At 51.8% G+C, this 16774-nt stretch carries 21 protein-coding genes; 15 read left to right on the forward strand and 6 right to left on the reverse strand.

The window, feature by feature from the left end:
* Positions 1–21: 21 nt before the first annotated feature.
* The 10 genes from LI334_RS02930 to LI334_RS02975 all read left to right on the forward strand — a co-directional run bounded on the left by LI334_RS02930 (position 22) and on the right by LI334_RS02975 (position 8062).
* Positions 22–732 (forward strand): hypothetical protein, encoded by a 711-nt coding sequence (locus LI334_RS02930; protein ID WP_227261679.1) that lies wholly within the window; start codon positions 22–24, stop codon positions 730–732.
* 62 nt (positions 733–794) lie between these two features.
* Positions 795–2183: a GmrSD restriction endonuclease domain-containing protein gene (locus tag LI334_RS02935; protein ID WP_227261680.1), complete on the forward strand. Its 1389-nt coding sequence runs from the start codon at positions 795–797 to the stop codon at positions 2181–2183.
* Between the two features lie 88 nt (positions 2184–2271).
* Positions 2272–2442, forward strand: a complete 171-nt coding sequence (locus LI334_RS02940) for a hypothetical protein (protein ID WP_227261681.1) — start codon at positions 2272–2274, stop codon at positions 2440–2442.
* A gap of 108 nt (positions 2443–2550) precedes the next feature.
* Positions 2551–3060 (forward strand): hypothetical protein, encoded by a 510-nt coding sequence (locus LI334_RS02945; protein WP_227261682.1) that lies wholly within the window; start codon positions 2551–2553, stop codon positions 3058–3060.
* A 1-nt stretch (position 3061) separates the two neighbouring features.
* The gene (gene xerA, locus LI334_RS02950; protein ID WP_227261683.1) at positions 3062–3997 is read left to right on the forward strand and encodes a site-specific tyrosine recombinase/integron integrase; all 936 of its coding nucleotides are present in this window, start codon (positions 3062–3064) and stop codon (positions 3995–3997) included.
* A gap of 11 nt (positions 3998–4008) precedes the next feature.
* Complete coding sequence (locus LI334_RS02955; protein ID WP_227261684.1) at positions 4009–4323, forward strand: hypothetical protein; 315 nt, start codon at positions 4009–4011, stop codon at positions 4321–4323.
* 219 nt (positions 4324–4542) lie between these two features.
* Entirely contained in the window at positions 4543–5148 is a 606-nt protein-coding gene (locus LI334_RS02960; RefSeq protein ID WP_227261685.1) for a hypothetical protein, read from the forward strand.
* Between the two features lie 229 nt (positions 5149–5377).
* Positions 5378–5587 carry a hypothetical protein gene (locus LI334_RS02965; protein WP_227261686.1) on the forward strand — a complete coding sequence of 70 codons (210 nt, stop codon included), beginning with the start codon at positions 5378–5380 and terminating at the stop codon, positions 5585–5587.
* Positions 5588–5608: 21 nt separating this feature from the next.
* A complete protein-coding gene (locus LI334_RS02970; protein ID WP_227261687.1) occupies positions 5609–5803 on the forward strand; it encodes a hypothetical protein in 195 nt (64 codons plus the stop codon).
* Between the two features lie 702 nt (positions 5804–6505).
* A complete protein-coding gene (locus LI334_RS02975) occupies positions 6506–8062 on the forward strand; it encodes a hypothetical protein (protein ID WP_227261688.1) in 1557 nt (518 codons plus the stop codon).
* A 771-nt stretch (positions 8063–8833) separates the two neighbouring features.
* Here LI334_RS02975 and LI334_RS02980 read toward each other — a convergent pair.
* Positions 8834–9733, reverse strand: a complete 900-nt coding sequence (locus tag LI334_RS02980) for a hypothetical protein (RefSeq protein WP_227261689.1) — start codon at positions 9731–9733, stop codon at positions 8834–8836.
* A gap of 255 nt (positions 9734–9988) precedes the next feature.
* Between LI334_RS02980 and LI334_RS02985 the strand changes: the two genes are divergently transcribed.
* Entirely contained in the window at positions 9989–11551 is a 1563-nt protein-coding gene (locus LI334_RS02985) for a hypothetical protein (RefSeq protein ID WP_227261690.1), read from the forward strand.
* On the opposite strand, the gene LI334_RS02990 is transcribed toward LI334_RS02985, so the two are convergent.
* The gene (locus LI334_RS02990; RefSeq protein WP_227261691.1) at positions 11514–11897 is read right to left on the reverse strand and encodes a hypothetical protein; all 384 of its coding nucleotides are present in this window, start codon (positions 11895–11897) and stop codon (positions 11514–11516) included. The two genes, LI334_RS02985 and LI334_RS02990, sit on opposite strands and share 38 nt — an antisense overlap.
* A 58-nt stretch (positions 11898–11955) precedes the next feature.
* The gene (locus LI334_RS02995) at positions 11956–12162 is read right to left on the reverse strand and encodes a hypothetical protein (protein WP_227261692.1); all 207 of its coding nucleotides are present in this window, start codon (positions 12160–12162) and stop codon (positions 11956–11958) included.
* A 544-nt stretch (positions 12163–12706) separates the two neighbouring features.
* Here LI334_RS02995 and LI334_RS03000 point away from each other — a divergent pair.
* The 4 genes from LI334_RS03000 to LI334_RS03015 all read left to right on the forward strand — a co-directional run bounded on the left by LI334_RS03000 (position 12707) and on the right by LI334_RS03015 (position 14090).
* On the forward strand, positions 12707–12898 hold the full coding sequence (locus LI334_RS03000) for a hypothetical protein (RefSeq protein WP_227261693.1): 192 nt from the start codon (positions 12707–12709) through the stop codon (positions 12896–12898).
* Between the two features lie 160 nt (positions 12899–13058).
* Entirely contained in the window at positions 13059–13589 is a 531-nt protein-coding gene (locus LI334_RS03005) for a hypothetical protein (protein ID WP_227261694.1), read from the forward strand.
* Positions 13589–13801, forward strand: a complete 213-nt coding sequence (locus LI334_RS03010; RefSeq protein WP_227261695.1) for a hypothetical protein — start codon at positions 13589–13591, stop codon at positions 13799–13801. The genes LI334_RS03005 and LI334_RS03010 overlap by 1 nt, the downstream gene beginning before the upstream one ends.
* A 43-nt stretch (positions 13802–13844) precedes the next feature.
* Positions 13845–14090, forward strand: coding sequence for a hypothetical protein (locus LI334_RS03015; protein ID WP_227261696.1), 246 nt, complete (start codon positions 13845–13847; stop codon positions 14088–14090).
* Positions 14091–14187: 97 nt separating this feature from the next.
* On the opposite strand, the gene LI334_RS03020 is transcribed toward LI334_RS03015, so the two are convergent.
* Genes LI334_RS03020 through LI334_RS03030 form a run of 3 tightly spaced genes read right to left on the reverse strand, consistent with a single transcriptional unit; the run spans position 14188 to position 16772 of the window.
* Entirely contained in the window at positions 14188–14658 is a 471-nt protein-coding gene (locus LI334_RS03020; RefSeq protein WP_227261697.1) for a hypothetical protein, read from the reverse strand.
* A 1-nt stretch (position 14659) separates the two neighbouring features.
* Complete coding sequence (locus LI334_RS03025; protein WP_227261698.1) at positions 14660–16594, reverse strand: ATP-binding protein; 1935 nt, start codon at positions 16592–16594, stop codon at positions 14660–14662.
* Positions 16584–16772, reverse strand: a complete 189-nt coding sequence (locus LI334_RS03030) for a CxC ATPase DNA modification system associated small protein (protein WP_227261699.1) — start codon at positions 16770–16772, stop codon at positions 16584–16586. Before LI334_RS03030 ends, LI334_RS03025 begins: the two co-directional genes overlap by 11 nt.
* Positions 16773–16774: the final 2 nt, after the last annotated feature.

The raw sequence follows: 16774 nt of genomic DNA on the forward strand, positions 1-16774 counted from the left end.
GAGTATCTACGCCTATTCAATATGGAACGTCAACGCGATATCGACCGATTGTACCATCTACTCGAAAAGCTTGAGGAGACTGTCGGCGGGAAACAGAAGCTCAAGGACTGTACCGGCTATATGGACTGGCCCGACCGAGGGGTCTACTTTTTCTTTACACCAGACGAACACCGCGACGCCGACGACCAACTCCGAATTACTCGCATCGGGACTCACGCTGTCTCCGAGGGAAGCAGTACCTCGCTCTGGGACCGACTCAGAACACATCGCGGAGCAAAGCGGGGAACCTACGAAGGCGGCGGGAACCACCGAGGCTCCGTCTTCCGGAAACGAGTCGGTGAGGCATTCGTTGAGCGTGCTTCCCTGAATGATGAGTATCCCCATTGGGGCAAGGGGTCAAGCGCAAAGCGGGAACGCCGACTTGATGAACTTGAGATGGAGCGGCGAGTAAGCGGCTATCTTCGGGACCTGCCGTTCCTCTGGCTCAACGTTGACGACGAACCAAGCGCCGAGAGTCAACGGGCCTACATCGAACGAAACACGATTGCGCTCCTCAGTAACTACCAGCGAGAGGCCGTTGATGCTCGCGCAGATAATTGGCTGGGAAATCATAGTCGGAGCAAGAAAATCCGCGAATCCGGACTGTGGAATGTGAACCACGTCGATGAAGACTACGACCCTGATTTTCTCGACCTCCTCCGCGACCAGATAGAGGAAACTTCGTCAGTCTAAGAATCGACCGCCATCGTAGCGACAGGACACTATTATAATGGTAATGTCTGTACAGCAATAGTATGGCAATCTACGTCGATGACCCTCTCAATTCGAATGACGAAGACTGGGACATCAGCAAGTTCCACAGCGATAGCGAATACTTCGTTAAGCGGCCACCCTACCAGCGAAAGACCGTCTGGGATACCGGAAAGAAGAAGGAACTAATCGATAGCTTCGTTCGCCAACTCTACGTCCCGCCTGTTGTAATCCGACAAGTTGTCCTCGACGGTAACGACCTCCGTCTCGAAGTCGTCGACGGCCAACAGCGAATCACCGCGATTCAAGAGTTCTTCGAGGACGAATTCTCACTCCCCGATAGCCCCGAACTCCGTGAACTCAACCCGGAACACGAGATTGCTGGGAAACGATACTCCGAACTTAGCGAGGACGTCCAGGAGTATATCGACTCTCAGTGTTCGCTCAAAGTCATCAAGCTTCGGGGTATCGACGACCCCGACGACAAGCGCCACCAGGAGTTAGCGACGAAGGTATTCTGGCGACTCCAGCAGGGCGAACACCTGACCAACATCGAGAAGAACCACAGTAAGACCTACAGCCCCGTTCGGAACTTCATCGTCCGGACAGCCGACGACATCAGCTTCGACCGAGAGAATTACGAAAGCCGCAACGACAACCCAAATCGCCACGAGTTCTTCACGCTTCTCGCTCGGAACAACGACCGACTTCAGCAACTCTCACTCCTTGCTCGCTTCATCCTGATTGAGATTGATGAAGGCCCGACGAAGGTCACCGGGAAGGAGGTCACCAAACTATTCGATTGCAAGCGAGAGGGGTTCACTGTCCACGAGGACTTAGAGGAGTTCAAACAACGCGATGAGATTCAGCGCGTTCAGCGGATGCTCGACCTCCTTACGGAACTGTACCGAGATACCGACCTGAAGAACGGGAACGGAGAAATAGAGTTCCTAAACAAGGAGTACTTCATCCTCAGCCTGTATTCGCTCATCCGTGAGTTAGAGTACGGCGATTACAACTTCGGGCGAGACAACTACGACGAGGTTCGGGACTTCACCGAGGAGTGGTTCAAGCGGTTCGAAGTTGAGGATACAGACGACAGCGAAATGCTCCAATTCAAGGAGGCTCGCCAGCAGAACCGAGGAGCAGTCAACAAGCGACACTACATCCTCGAAAACGCCTTCTGGGAGACAGAGCCCGATATTCAAGAGACGGACAGCCAACGGGCATTCTCCCGAGCGCAGCGAATTAAGCTCTTCATCGAGAGTGACCGTATCTGCGAGATGTGCGCAGAGGAAGGGAAAACCGAAGAGGAGGCAAAAGTGTCTTGGAGTAATTGGGACGCCGACCACATCGAGGAACACTCACAGGGCGGCCAGACTGTTCTCGAAAACGCACGGGTCCTCTGTCCCCATCATAATCGGAGCCGATAGCGTCCTGCAGTATCATTAACATCCTGACAGCTATCTGGTTAAATGGCGATTCTCGATGACTGATGCACCATTAGCGCCCCGTCGACCGATGGACGACAACAAAGGATTAGGCGAGGGGATGACCAGCGTCGACATCTACTGTCACCGCCAGCACAAAGGTCAATGGCAGCAAGAAGCCGAAGAACAAGGAATCAGCCTGAGTCGGTATCTGGTCGAACTCGTCCAGGAAGCTCGCTGGCAGCGCCATAACGACGACTGAAACGAACCATTCCGAAAGTCTGTTTTCCCCCGAAATCGGGACATAGAACGCGTTTCTACCGGTAATCTCATTAACCTAACAGACAAATGATTATTTGGCGATTTTCGTATGACAGAAGCATCTCTAGCCAGCTCTGACGACGAACAGAGCTTCCAAACACTCCACGAAAACACGACGAGAGCCGAACTCTTCCCCGCGAAACAGCACAAAGAAGAATGGTGGGAAGAGGCCGAACACGAAGGGTCCAGCCTCAGTGGGTACCTCTACGACCTGATTCAGGAAGCCAGGATGTACCGAGATAGCGGCGCACCCTTCATCCAAACGCAAGACCAGACGGTCAAGCAACTCCAGAACAAAATCGACGACCTCCAAGCTCAACTCGAACAAGCCCAACAAGGGGGAGGCGGTCGAACTCACCTCAGTATCGATGACCTCGTAACCCGAATTCTGAACGAGCAGTATCAATCGCTAGACGAACTCATCGAACGAATCTCTGCCAGCGACGATGTAGCCAATCATCTGCAAGGGCAAATCGAGAATCGACTGTACTCTCTGGCAGAGAACGGGCAAGTAGAATATCAACGCGGTCACGGATGGCGGCTCAAGGAGGAGAACTAGCATGGGTGCTGAACCCGGTTCATCGAAAATCTATGAGAATAAGCACGACGAGGTCAACTACTTCATCACCCGGAAGAAGGCAACAGACCGCAGTACGAGAACACTCAACTCGTACAGCCGGGTTCTCCGTGAGTTCTATCACGACCAATTCCCAGACCTCAATCCCGACGAAATCAAAACAGGACACGTCGAGAATTACGTAATCGCCTTAGACGAACGAGGTGTCTCGCAGAACTCGAAAAAGAAGTATCTCGAAGTCCTCTCCAGCTTCTACAATTATATGCTAAAACGGGACGAGTTCGAGTCTATCACGAGTAACCCCGCTGCGGTCGTGATGGAGGAGATATCTCGAGTTCGCCCTGACCGACCGGACTGTGCGACGTGGGAGAATGCCTGTAAACTCATCCATGCCATTCCAGACCCACGAGACAAAACTGTAGCCATCATCTTAGCGAAAACGGGAGCCCGTCTCCTCGAAGCTCTCTCAATCGAAGAGGACGACGTAGACTTAGAGAAGGGATTCATCCGACTCCGAGAACGCAAAGGCGGAGGTCAGACTGTAGTACCCATTGACGACGAGACAATCTACGCTATCAAACGCTATCAGTTCATCAACGTCGATTCCGATTCTCCGTATCTCTTCACGAGCAATCTGGGAGGGCGTCTCAGTAAAGAAAGAATCCGACGAGAAGTAAAAGCCGCAGCAGACCGCGCTGGCGTCGCCCCCAAGGAAGAACGGCGGTTCGAGAAGAAGTTCACACCTCATACGTTCCGAACGGTATTCACGACCCTGATGCGCAAGCAGGGGATGAAGCCGTACATTCTGAAATACATCCGTGGTGACGCCAAGACCGAGACGATGGACATCTATACTCGCATCGACCGGGATGATGCGAAAGAGGAGTACCTGAACTGCATCAAAGAAATCGGGTTGTAGAAGGGAGAAGAATGGTCGAAGTCATCATCTACAGAAAGCCGTGGGAGGACCCTGAGGAGGTCGCCCGAGTCACCATTGAGGGTGAGGTAAAAGGCGAGACGCCAACGGCTGAGTCTCTACGAGGCCGGATTCAGGATGAACGTGACCCAATCATCAGCGAGTACACGGATGGCCGCGAACTCCTCCGCTACATTGCTTCGTCGTACTCGAATGGCTATGTCATGGCGAACTACGATAGCGATGAGTCCCGGCGAGTCGTTGAGGGCCTGAGCGAAGGAGCATACCGCGACTGGGTTCAAGACTCCGGGCTCGACACCCGACTCTGAATCTCTCAGACTGTACGCTGGTGGTAATCCCTCAACAGCTCACACATTTCTGAGCGAATCGAATAGATTGGCTCATAACTTTCACCGAATGATTCTGCGAGCCCATTGGTTACGTTGAGTTCCTATCTTCACCAGCCGTCTCAAACAAAGGGAGGGCGAAGATTCTCGAAGTATCTTGGAGAATCTTTAAGCATCTCTACTACATGGCATACAACGACGATGGATGAAATCGAATTCAGGGAAGACGGGATTGCGTTATTAGAAGAATCATTCGGCGGGCTGAACACCAGCGAATTTTTTGTTCGGTACGATGGGCTGGATGACTTCGAGATACGTGTTAATTCGAATGGGTTCGTTCGGCTCGATGAGCTTCTAACAATGGAAGATGATGGATATCCACGACTCAATCTGGCTGTTCTATCTGATGGTGACGCTCGGATACGGAAGGTCGAATCTAGTAAAGAGACTCAGGAAACCGAGGAGAAGAAAAAGACGGACGGCATCAGCTCTAGAGTATCGCTCAATTCACGGCCTGAAAGTATGCCTTCTGTCCCAGAGGTTAATTCATTCAAAACGGGAACCGATGAGAGACATTACAAGCGACTCAAAAACAACCCAGATTCACAACCAGCTGTTTATCGCCGGCTCATCAGGAACGAAGGTGAGATAGTGAGAAGGCAGTTTGACAATTGGACAGAGAGACACGGATTCGACCCGACTGGTGGAAGCCATAATGCATCGTTGCTTGTTCTCGACCGTGTGACGAATGAGATTGAGCGACACGGACGGGGCGATGACCAGCGCTTGGTATGGATAGGGGAGTAGTAGAGCCGGTCTCGAACACTCGTTGAAATCTCAGCCCCATGTTCTCGTGATTGCTCCAGAGAACGGATTGTTGTTCTCGATGATGATTGGTATTCGATTGATGATTGACGCGTTCTCTGTTCTTTCAGCTTGGACCTTCACGCCATTGCAGACCAAGATATGCTGAATCAGTCCGCTGCTCGGGAGTCTTATGATGGAACAGAGTAATTACTGAATACGGTGATTCGACGTGGCATTGCTCTTTCTGGGACTCAACGAAGACAGGAACGGCTGGGATGTCCTTGGGAAGATTGCTGACGGCGAGATAGTCGAGGACCCAACCGGCGAACTTGAGGAAACGGTGCAGGGAGCGTATGATTTGGACGATGAAGACCACCTGAGGAGAGCGTTCAATAACCACTACATCAACGCCGTTCCGCTGGCAGAGGACGGGGAGTAGCTAATGCGGATTCTTTTTCAGATGTACCACGACGGCGAGCTACACGACCTCGGAGTAATCGAAGACGGTGACGTAATCGAAAGCATTGAGGAGGGTTTTGAGGACTGGATTCGATGGGAGTTGAGCCAACCGACGACTCCCGACCTCGATGACTCAGATGGAATCTTGGCAGCGTATGAGGGACCACATCTGATTACGAAAGTCGTTGACGAGTGACTGTAGTAAATATAGTATAAATGGGGGAACCCACAGAGCGACTCTTTTGTTTCGTCCAGTATGGGTGTTCGACCTGAATTGAAGAACATCCTCGCTCTCCGTCCGCGCCTGCTTGAGAATTTTACTCTGGATTACCAATCCATCGCGTCACCGGGCTGTTCTGGTTCTCGTTGGTTGACCCACTTGGTAGACTCAGGCTTCACCTTCACTCGCATGGTCGTTCTATCCGGGAGGCTGAAAATTCGCTCTCCATCCAGATAATCAGGGTACTCATCGCGGGTGAGGAAAGCCAGCGCAGGCTTAGTACATTGTTTGCGGCCACAACGAATTGCTGTTTCTGGATAGCCGACCGGTTCAATTCCTGCGACATACGTATATTCCGTCCCGTTTGGTGGTCCGTGAGCCTCACATCTTGGGAGGATACGTGATGCTCTCAGAGACCTATTATGAGTATTAGCATCTCAGCCGTTATCAGCGACAAGAGAGACAGTTTCGATACCCCGGAAATGAGGCTCTCATTAGATTTTATCTATAATTCCTGACAAGAGTTAAATCGGTGAACGACCTAGCCGTGAACAACGCGAACGATGATAGAGGAATGGATAGTCTGTAGAGGGGAGCGCTACAGACGGGGCTGCTGGGCAAAGCAGTCGGGGAGGCCGATGACACTCCCTGTCGTTGTATCGCGTGAGGAGTTATCGTATGCCACCGACATCTGACAAGAAGCCCCGAACCCATAATAAGATACCGAGTGACCCCTCAGAGTCCGCAGAACAAGCGATTGATGACTCAGGCTGGGAGGAATCAATTCTTCACCCTGGATTTGATGATGATATCTATTATCCACATATCAGATACGGTCGTTATACAGACGGAGAGTTCCATCAAACAGCACTTCAACACCTAAGCGAACCAATCCCAGAGAGCGCTACGACAGCCAGTACAGGAATTTACTTTCTCACCCGGAAAGAGCAACAACGGGTAAAGTTCGGGGTCAGCGCAAAGACAATTCAAGAATCCTGCGAACAAGACGGGCGCGTCGCCTATACTATCGTTGCAGAGAGTGACGCACTTGAGAAGAAAATCCCAGCCCAAACAATCGTTAGCTGGCTGATGACCTTTGCTCAGGAAGTCTTAGCAATTGAGCAAGACGAATACCAATTACTCTACTCAGGGGGACGCTCAATCCATCTTCATACGGATTACTATGTCGCTCAGAGATGTCTAGAAGACCTCAAAGCGGATGTCATCGAGTTCAACCAAACCGAGAACGCCGAACTTGACGTTAGTCTGTATAAGCCAAAAAGCCAATTCCGGCTAGTCGGTGCTCGCCACCGTGATACTGACCTTTCCAAGGTCTCAATCCAATCGGATGCAAAGAGGGCTGACCTGACATCGGCTGGAAACCAATCTCATCCTCTAGCACTACCTCATACTATCCCACATAAGAGGAAAAAGAATAGTCTTGTTGCAGGGAATGCCGATAGAAGCGTTTTACCTAATGAATACGAGACCCGGCTGCACCCTGCCTATATAAAGCAAAATTATTCAGTGGAGACTGTAGCGGTTCCAGAGTTCGATGAAAGCTACACAAACCGCTATTTCTCACCGTACGCCCTCACCGAAGACGGAGAACGCTCGGTCTGTATTCTGGAACCTACTGGTGGACCATATACGAAGCTTGAGAGTCAGGAGATATATGTCCCGAGTTATGTTTACGCGGCTCGTGGTGCTGACGGAGAGTATGAAATGTTTAGGCGCAAAGCGCCGGTTCTCCTCTCAAAACCTGACTTTGATAAGTGGAACTACCAGCTGGGCGACCGAGTTGTAATCATCGGTGGGCAGAGTCGGAACTCTCGCATTTTCACCGTCGATAAATTCGATGCGGAGGCCGCTGCTGGAACACTCGCATTAGATGGCGACAATCGAGAAGATGCGCTGCGCTGGTTAGAGATTCAAGAGTATGATATCGGTGCAAGCGGGATGCACGGCGAGCGAAAATTCAAGGCAACGTCCCAGGACGAGAAGATTCGCCAAATACAATCTGAACTTGAGCGAGGCGAACGAGAGCCCCGATATCCTGAGGTCTTGAGCGTCTCCTGTTCGCTACTTCAAAATGGAGGCTGGCAGCGAGCGTGGGATTGGAATAAGAGTGTTTGGGACGACAAATTCGACCCTGAAGAGACTCATAGATTGTTATCCGATGTCATACAACGATACCCAGAAGATTACGGACATATCGAAATTCCACCGAGATAGAGTCAACGCGTTTTCGCGCCCGGTGTCGTGCGCCCCATTATTTGTATAAATTAAACTTGAAATAATCCGCATTAATTATTCTTTCCCATTCCAAAGGTTTGGAGAGAGTTTTAATCTTGGTTATGAGTTGTGAATAGTATTTCCAAACCTTTGGAATTGTCACCCCGAGTTAAGCTTATATCCGGTGAAATTCTCGTTTCTAATGGGTCGTGAGAGGAGTAGCGGCCTGCTGACAGCACCCGATTTCGGCTTAGAACGGCAGAATCTAACTGAGAGACACCACCGTCTCTGAAAAACGACATAAAAATGACTAAAACAACATAAGTAGACGTTGGAGAATATTTCGAGAGCCTTCGAGAGGAACAGGATGTCCCGCAGCACATCTGCAATCGACTCCCACCAGAGGGGAATTACGGGAGAGTCGCTGACAAAGAAGAGCTAACAGAGGGATTGCTAAACCTGGTCACAGATGAAGTCAGGATGGAAGCCTCTGCTGATAGTGGGCATATCTATCTGGATGAACCCGAGGCGTTTCTCCTCAAGGTGGAATTCTTAAAACGAGGGGACATCGATGAGGTCAAAGAATATCGAATGAAAGCGCCTGGGCTCGACGATATGCTTCTCAACGAGAACTGTATTCTCTGCGGAGAAGACCACTTCCATGAGGTGAAGCCAGAAGTCATGCTTGGTGGTATTGCAGAGTATGAATGCCCCTGCAACAACAGCTACGCACCAGACACCTACTATCTGATGCTATTCCATATGCGAGTATCAGTCCCCCCACGACATGATAAATTGGGCGCGTGGAAAGCTAATGGACAACGATGGGTGGTTAAAAACGCCGCTACTTCCAGAGGAGGTTACTGCCGAGGATATGCAAATGAATGTGATATGTGGATGGTGATTGATGCTGAAATGACCTTCACTGATATTCGGTGATTGTGCGTGAGTTTTGGGCAGGTACGCAATTACTGCGTACTTGTACTGGTCGGAGTCTGTGGTGAAGCGGATGGAGGCCGGGTTTCCTCGGTCAAGTTCGATCTGGTAGAGGGTAGAAATGCTGTTGGATTTGTGGTCTACGGAGACGGTGGTGTTCCCGGTGCTGTACAGTGCGTTGAATAGGAGTGGCAGCTGTTCCCTGGTGATCTTGTAGACATCGTCGGTGGATCCGTGATCTCCTGGACCGGTAAGATCAAGATCTGAGTTTTCCCGGTAGTCGATGAGGTTCATTTCTGGCCGGGGAATCATCGGGTAGATTGTCGATTCCAGGTTTGCTTGGTCCGGCCCTTCCAGGGTGTAGAGATGGTCGAGTTGGAACTGTTCAAGTTGGTTGCTGGCTCCGATGAGGCAGGCGTTGATTAGCCGTGAGCCGCTTGAGATGCTGACTGCGTTCGTATCCCCTTGTTCCTGAAGTGTCTCTGAGACGTGCTGTGAGAGGGCTTTCGGGTTATTGACGCTGGGTGTGGTGGATAGATTGAGTTCTGCGTCTGTGTCGTATTCGCGGCAAATGGTTTCGACGCGTTGCCGGATGGTGGAGAGTATCTCTTTGTCGTCCTCGGGTACGAAGATCAGGATTTTCTCGGGTTTGTAGCCGCTTTCGATAGTTGCGATAAGCGAGTTCAGGAGTGGGGTGGGTCGGCTGTCGGTGACGCCGATCCATGTATCTGCCATTATTGCGGGAGATGAGCCCTTACCAAATATAACTGATTGAGTTGGCCAACGGGTTTTCCACGGGAAAGTGCTACCTGGTTCCCCGGTTTCGTTTGAAGGTTTTAAAATTGAGTGTTACTCAACACGTTTCTATGAACTCAGCCAGGGTGGTATCGAATCGCAGATCTGACGACGGATTCTGATTACACCCACCACGTCGACCCCATTTCCTCTTGGATGTTGAAAGCGGTCTCCAACAGGTGGAGTCCCGAGAAGATGGCCGACCACCTCACTGAGTATACTGACGACGAGTTTTCTGCTACTACTGTTCGACGCCGTCTGAAGGGGTTGTCCGGCGAGAAAAAGAATGTTCCAAAGAAGTACCATACCGAGCAACGCTTACTGAAGAAGATTCCCCATCATCCAGATAATGCTATTAATTATGCCGTGACCGATGACGGAAGGGCCGTGGTCCGGGAGGTTGACATACCTCTAAATCTGAATATGCTCTCGGATTCGGGTTCGTTGGGCCGTGGTTTTGCGGTTTCTGGTTCTGAGGGTGGTGTTCGTCCGCATAAGTGCTGGTCGAGGGAGTTGGTGAGAAGGGGGTCTGGAGAGGCTGAGGGTGGTCTTTCTTGGGGTGATCGGCGTGCTGTCTTGGGTGCGAAGGATATTCACTGGGAGGAGGTGAGTAAGGAGTTACCTCACAGGGAGCAGTCGGAGGTCGGGGAGTTGGTGCATCACGGGTCTGTCCGTTTGATCTTGTTCGAGAACTCGGTTCTTGTCCGATTCAGTCTTCCTGAGTCCGAGGATGGTATTTTCGAGGTCTTGGATGAGTGGTGGGAGACGCGGCGGGAGGCGTTGGATTGGCTGGAGTCTGTGTTTCCGGTCAGTGTCCGTAGTGCGCCGTTGGATGTATCGATGCCGTTGAGTACGCAGGAATGGGGTGATGTCAGGAACGAGTTCGCGGAGTGGATTGAAGATAATCCGGAGTTCCAGGACGACAGCCCTAATTCATTGTTTGAAGTGAAGAATGACTGTGGTGAGCGGGTTTTCCACGTCGACACATCCCCGAGTGATGAGTTAGGTAATGATATTGCTGAAGGGGAGTTTCCGCATAGTCAGTTCGGTGCCGGGCACATCACGAATATGAAGCAGGCGGTGAAGTGGTTGGCCACACTGGGTGTGAAGCCTCAGGATTTCACCGCAGCTCAGTGGACCCGGCGGAACCAGAGTGAGTTGGAGAAGGTTGTCGAACTGGATGCCGAGGATCTCGTGGACAGGGTCGACGGCTTGGAGGTTTCTGTCGATGGTCTGCAGGAGGACGTTGATTCTCTTGAGTCTCAATTGACCAGGGTGAATGGGATGGTTGATGGGATCTCGGAGGGCGTGCAGAGTAACCGGGAGTGGATCAATGACGTCGAGGACCGTGTAGATGATGCTGTGAACCGGGTGGATGCGAGTAGAGAGGAGTTCCATGGTTTCCGTAGTGATGTAGTGGAAGAGGTGCAGAGTGTGGAGCAGGAACTGGAGTCTGTGGAGAAATGGTTCAGTGAGGAAGTCCGTGATACGCAGGACCTGGTTCAGGAACGGGTCGGTGACGTCGAGTCTGAAGTAGGGAGTCTTAGGGAGACTGTTGAACAGGGTAATCGCCGTCAGGATCAATTGCTTGAAGCGATTTTACGGGAGCAGCGGAAGACTCGTAGGCTGCAGGAGAGAACGGTGTTGGACAAGGCCAGGGATACAGTTCAGTCGGTGAAGGATCTGGTCGATACAGGGAAATCTGCAGTGAAGACGAGGCTCAGGAAGGCTGGAAGCGTGTTGGGTCGTCGAAGGTAGTGTTCTCGTCTGAGAAGCTATCTATCTCGATAGAATCTGTTTGGAAATCTTCCTCCCAGGGCTCTGCAGCAGGTTCTGTGAAGTCAGTTGGCGGTATCTCAGTCTGCGGCTGAAGGGGATCTGGCTCACGTATGCTTGTATGGTTCACTCGTTTTTGGGAGCCGAGTTTTTCGTCTACAGCGCAGTACCGCTTTCCGTCCGGTCCCCTGAAGCAGTTTTCAAGATTCACATCAGGGGATTTCTGGTTAGCTGCGTTTTGGAGCCTGTGTTGTGTCAGTGTGCCGGCGATTCCTTTTGCTGCGCCTTCGACGGCCTTTCCGGCGAGGTAGATTTCTACTCCAGTCATACTGTGTGTTTATTAGTGGCACGGGAAGTGCTTTCCGCCGATGGGAATCTGGACTGGTTTATTCGTCTTTGAGGCCGTCGACGATCTTGTCACGCATTTCGGTGGAGCGTGTTGGTACGTCCGGGTACTTTGATCGGTAATCTTCGACGTCGTCGACTTCGCCGGTGCAGTTCTGGCTTTGTAGGTGGCCTTTCTCGATGGTTTCGAGTTCTTCGCCGCATTCTCGGCATTTGATCGGGGCTGGGGCGTAGATTGTGCCGGTCATGGTTCGTATTTGTTGAGGTTGTTAGTAATAGGTCTCGGTGACGGTTCCGCCGAGTACGCAGTCGCAGCTGGGACAGACTACGAGTCCTGACGATCCGTAGTCCCCGCTCTGGTAGATATCAAGCCATTCACGACTGGCTTCCTCTGTGTGGCCGCATTCGGGGCATTTAGGCATAGCTGTATGCGGGATGTGATTTCGCTGTTACAAAAGTTGGTGGGGGCCGGGTTCGCCTGAGTTATTTAAATCGGGTTTGGTAATTCTGGTGTATGAAGTGTATAGACTATGACTGACGACGATGAGAAGTGCGTGGCTTGTGGCGATGGTTCTGATTCAGCTGAGGAACTCCAGGAGGCCTTGGAAGAAGAGGAGTCCTCAGATCCGGGGTGAAGATTCTGGAGAAGCGGTTTAACGGGCAGTCTTACTCTTTGTCGTATCACGCTGATCTCCGGCATACGATGCGGATTGACGCTGAAGCCGTGTTTCTCAGGATGTTTTGGAGGAGGCGGTACCGTACACACTGGCTCGGGGGTATGAGCGTGGTTTCGTGAACTTCGAGGAAGAGATTGTGTTCCTGGTGGCGGGTGATACGATTGCCTCCACGATCCCGCTGGAGGGCTTTGATTTCTCCGAGGATGACCTTGAGTGTGAGAACTGCGGTGCCAGGATCCAGTGTAGCTGTAGGAAGCCGGTGAAGTGCCGTTTCTGCGGTGAACGTGTCCAGGGTGGTATTCCGTGACTCCTACGTGTGAGGGCTGCGGTAGCGACCTTCACGTCAGTTCTGTGGAGAGGCCGCATATTGACTGGGTGAAGGTTGTCTGCAGCGAGTGTGGGCACATTACTGATGTCTCGATGATCCGGTTGGTGGCTGAGCGGAAGATGGGAGGTGAAACCCGATAGTGGGCCTTACAGAGGAAGAACTTGAGAGAAACGAGGACGGTGAAATCATAGGTTATGAAGGTGATTGGATGCCAGTTGCCCTCGGGGTATTCTTCGGAGTATTAATCGGTGTTCTCACCACGGGATTGATAGTTAATACAGGTACATCCAGTACCTCTGTGTCCGATATCAGTGTGAATGGCTCTACTGCCTACGATGTATGTCTCAGCAGGAACTACGATTCTGAGCAGTGGACCTCGAGCCATTTCATGCACTGTGAGGATACCCTGGAACTCTGCCATGAATCTGAGGAGTGCTTGATTACGTACAAGGAGAACAGGAGTACGGGTGAGTACGCTCATTTCTACGCTGAGGGCGATCCACTGTTTCTAGGTTGGCAGATCAGGCTGTTGGAAGACGAGCTGCCTGGAATGGTTACCTTGGGCACGAACTACCCGAACGCCAGTAACTACGAGGAAGGTACAGTAGGGTGGCAGATCTGGAAGGAAGGTCAGGAGAAGCGAGCGAAACTGAGGGGTGGAACCCGGTAGTGGCAGGTAGAACTGATCTGAATGGTTTTCAGGTGTTCTTCGCGGTCGCCCTGTACTTCATCGGCGGAGTGACCGTACTTCTCAGCACTGGATATCGTTACCTGCCTGGTGTCGCTATCGGATTTTTGCTGATTATTGGATCCTTCACGTACGAGAGAATCTGTATCCGGGAGAAGCAGCTGGACGATGAGGTGGTCGGTAATCGAGAGTGATGCCCCGTTTGCGGTTCACGCTGTCGACCGTGTAGAGCACTACATGGAACTGATGAGTGTTGACGAGGAGGACTTAGGCCTGATTTTGGCTCCTTGGCTGCGACAGTACGACGATATCTCGACAGGCGAGCTCCTGGAGGAAGAGGATCAAGTCTTCGAGATGCACGTCCACGGCCGGGATGTCGATGCTCTCCGCGATCCCGATGTTGATGCCAGCTATGATTTTGACGCGGTAATCGAGTTCGACTACGACGATCTGGATGTGGAGGAGTTCGTCGACGTGGAGTAGAGGACGTGGATCAGCGTGTTCGAGGAGGAGTTTCCGGACGCGGAACTATATTACCCTGATCCAGAGAACCACTATTAGAACGAAGACGGGTGGTGACTCAGTCTTCCAGGTCGTCGAGGAAGTCGTAGTAGAGTTCCAGGAACTCGTCCAGCTGGGGCTGAGGTTTGATCTCGCTTCTGATCAGCCGAGAGCCTTTCTCGGCGTAACAGTTGAGCACCTGAATACCGTTATCGGAGAGTCGGGTGTTGCTTTCGGAGTCCAGCAGGTTCAGCATGAGTTGCCGGATTTCCTCTTTTTGACCCCAGGGGATCCCTTCGCGTTCAACCTCGGCTACGATTAGGGAGCCGTAGATCTCGTATTTCTGGTCGTCGTAGGCTGGGATGACGTAGTCAAGGAATTGCTGGCTTGCGGGTGGTTCTTCGTCGTCTGGGACGCGGCTTCGGGCTTTAATCCCGGCCATGGCGGAGAGGTAGTATTTGTCCCAGTCGGTTTCCAGTTCGTTGAGTGAACTGGCTTTGTTGATGTTCCCGAAGTAGCTGCGGGCCTCTTTGCTGAGTCTGAAGGACATTTTAGGCCACCTCCTCCAGTTCTTCCTCTTCGGATTGGAAGTCCATGAAGTACTCTTTGTCCAGGCTTTTCTCGACTGCTCCCGGTGTCTCGGTTTTGTGAACGGTACAGTATTTGATGTCGCCAGAGTCCAGTTCGTCGACGAAGCGTTCCCGTTCCGAGGAGATCACGAAGATCACCAGTTGGTCGAACAGGTCGGAGATGATGGGTGCGACTTCTGCTCGTTTCTCGTAGTCAATACTGACTGCGGGGCTGTCGATGATGAATGGGACGTCGATAGCGGAGTCCTCGAATAGGGTGGAGAGGTATGCGTATGCGATTGACAGGCTCTGGCCTTCGGAGACGTCCTCTTTCCCCTTGATTTTGATCGAGTTGTCGATGTCCTCGATCTGGACCTGTGAGAGACCGAGGATTTTCTGCAGGCGCTGATTGGTTTCGTCGATCTGGTTTTGCTTCAGGGTGGAGAGGTATTCGTCGATGAAGTCGTCGAAGATGTCTTCGAGGATATCTGCTCGTTTCCCGAAGTTGACGGTGTTGCTGGCTTCTCGGACCCGTTCCTTCCGCTCCTCGACTTTTTGCCGGCAGAGGTGGATGTTGTTCTTCCAGTTCAGCCCGAGTTCCTCTCGCTCGTTCTTGTCGGTACTGGTCAGCTTCCGGAGTTCCTCTTCCTTCTGTTTCTTGTTCCGTTTCTCCTCCTGTTTCTCCTCGGTGATCTCTTGGAGGCGTTCGTTCATGTCCGGGTCGTCGAGGTCTACCCGGCCTTTCTCCTGCTTTTTCTGCTCCAAGTCCCCGCGTTTGTCTTCCAGGTCTTCGAACTTGTCTTCGTAGTCCTCAAAGTCAGGGATTCCACGCAGATCCTCCTTGAGAAGGTTGAGTACACCGATGTCTTCCTCAGAGAGGTAGTGGTCCGCGTTCTCCAGGATTTTCTCTGCGTGCTCTTCGTCGATCTCTCTTCCGCAGATGCATTTCGGTCGCTCAGATAGCTCGGTGAAGAACTCCTGGGAGGTCGGCTTAGGTAGTCCTATCACGTTCATTTTCTTCACCAGTTTCTCCATGTCGTCGTTGAAGTCTTCGTGGAGCTGACTGGGGTTCCGCATCAGGGATAGGACTTCGTCGGTAGAGTCTTCTATGTCGTTCCGGAGTTCCTGGATCTCACGGTCGAGGCGTTTGTCCTTCTCCAGTTGCTCTTGGTTCTCTGCCAGGATTTCACTGCGTTCTGTGCTGAGTGACTGGATTGCTTTGTCGTGCTCTTTGATCTCTGTCTTGAGGGTTGATTCGCGTCGTTCCAGCTCATCCAGTTTCTCTTTCGCAGTGTCCAGCCGGCCCTTCACGTTCCGGTACCCTTTCTCGCTGTTGACGCTGTCCTCGTCCTGACGTTCCTCAACCTCTTGCTCGATCTTGTTCCGCTGGTCTTCGAGACGGTTGAGGTAATTGACCGTCTTCAGGGCGTTCTCTGCTTCATCCTTCCCGGTCTGGATAAAGTCCTGCGTGAGCTCGCCGTTGAAGACGAACAAGTTGGCGAAGGATTCGTTGATGACTGTCCGGAGCTGAGTTGGCAGGGAGTGGCCCAGCATGTCTCCTCCGCCTACTTCGCTTGGACGGATGGTCCGGTATTCGTATTCGTAGGTTTCATAGTCGAGATCTAAGCGGAAGGTGAACTGATCTCCGTTCGATTCAAAGTCTACCTCGAACGAGCCTTCGATTGCGTCGAACTCTTCGGGTTCAAGTGATTCAACAGTGAGTCCATCGTCCTCGTTGAGTTCCTTGCCGACAAGCACCGTCCGGATCAGATCCATGGTGGTGGTTTTCCCGGTGCCGTTCGGCATCTGGACAAGGGAGATGTGATGGGTATCTCCGTCTTCTCGGGTTAGGTCAATCTCCAGATCGTTGAACTCCCGGATGTTCTTGTACCGGATTCCTTTGATTCTAAGATCCATCAAGCTCCTCCTCGTCTTCGAGTTCGATTGTGTTGATCAGTCCGTGTAGGTCGTTTCCACCGAGATTGTTCTCCACGGTATTCTCGTAGAAGTTGAGAAACCGTTTCTTGACGTCGTCAGACTGATCATATTCTTCCATTACTTCCTCTGCGATTCGTTCGACTTCAGGGCTTGCCATAG

It is taken from the genome of Salarchaeum japonicum, assembly GCF_020614395.1.
Lineage (GTDB): Archaea > Halobacteriota > Halobacteria > Halobacteriales > Halobacteriaceae > Salarchaeum > Salarchaeum japonicum.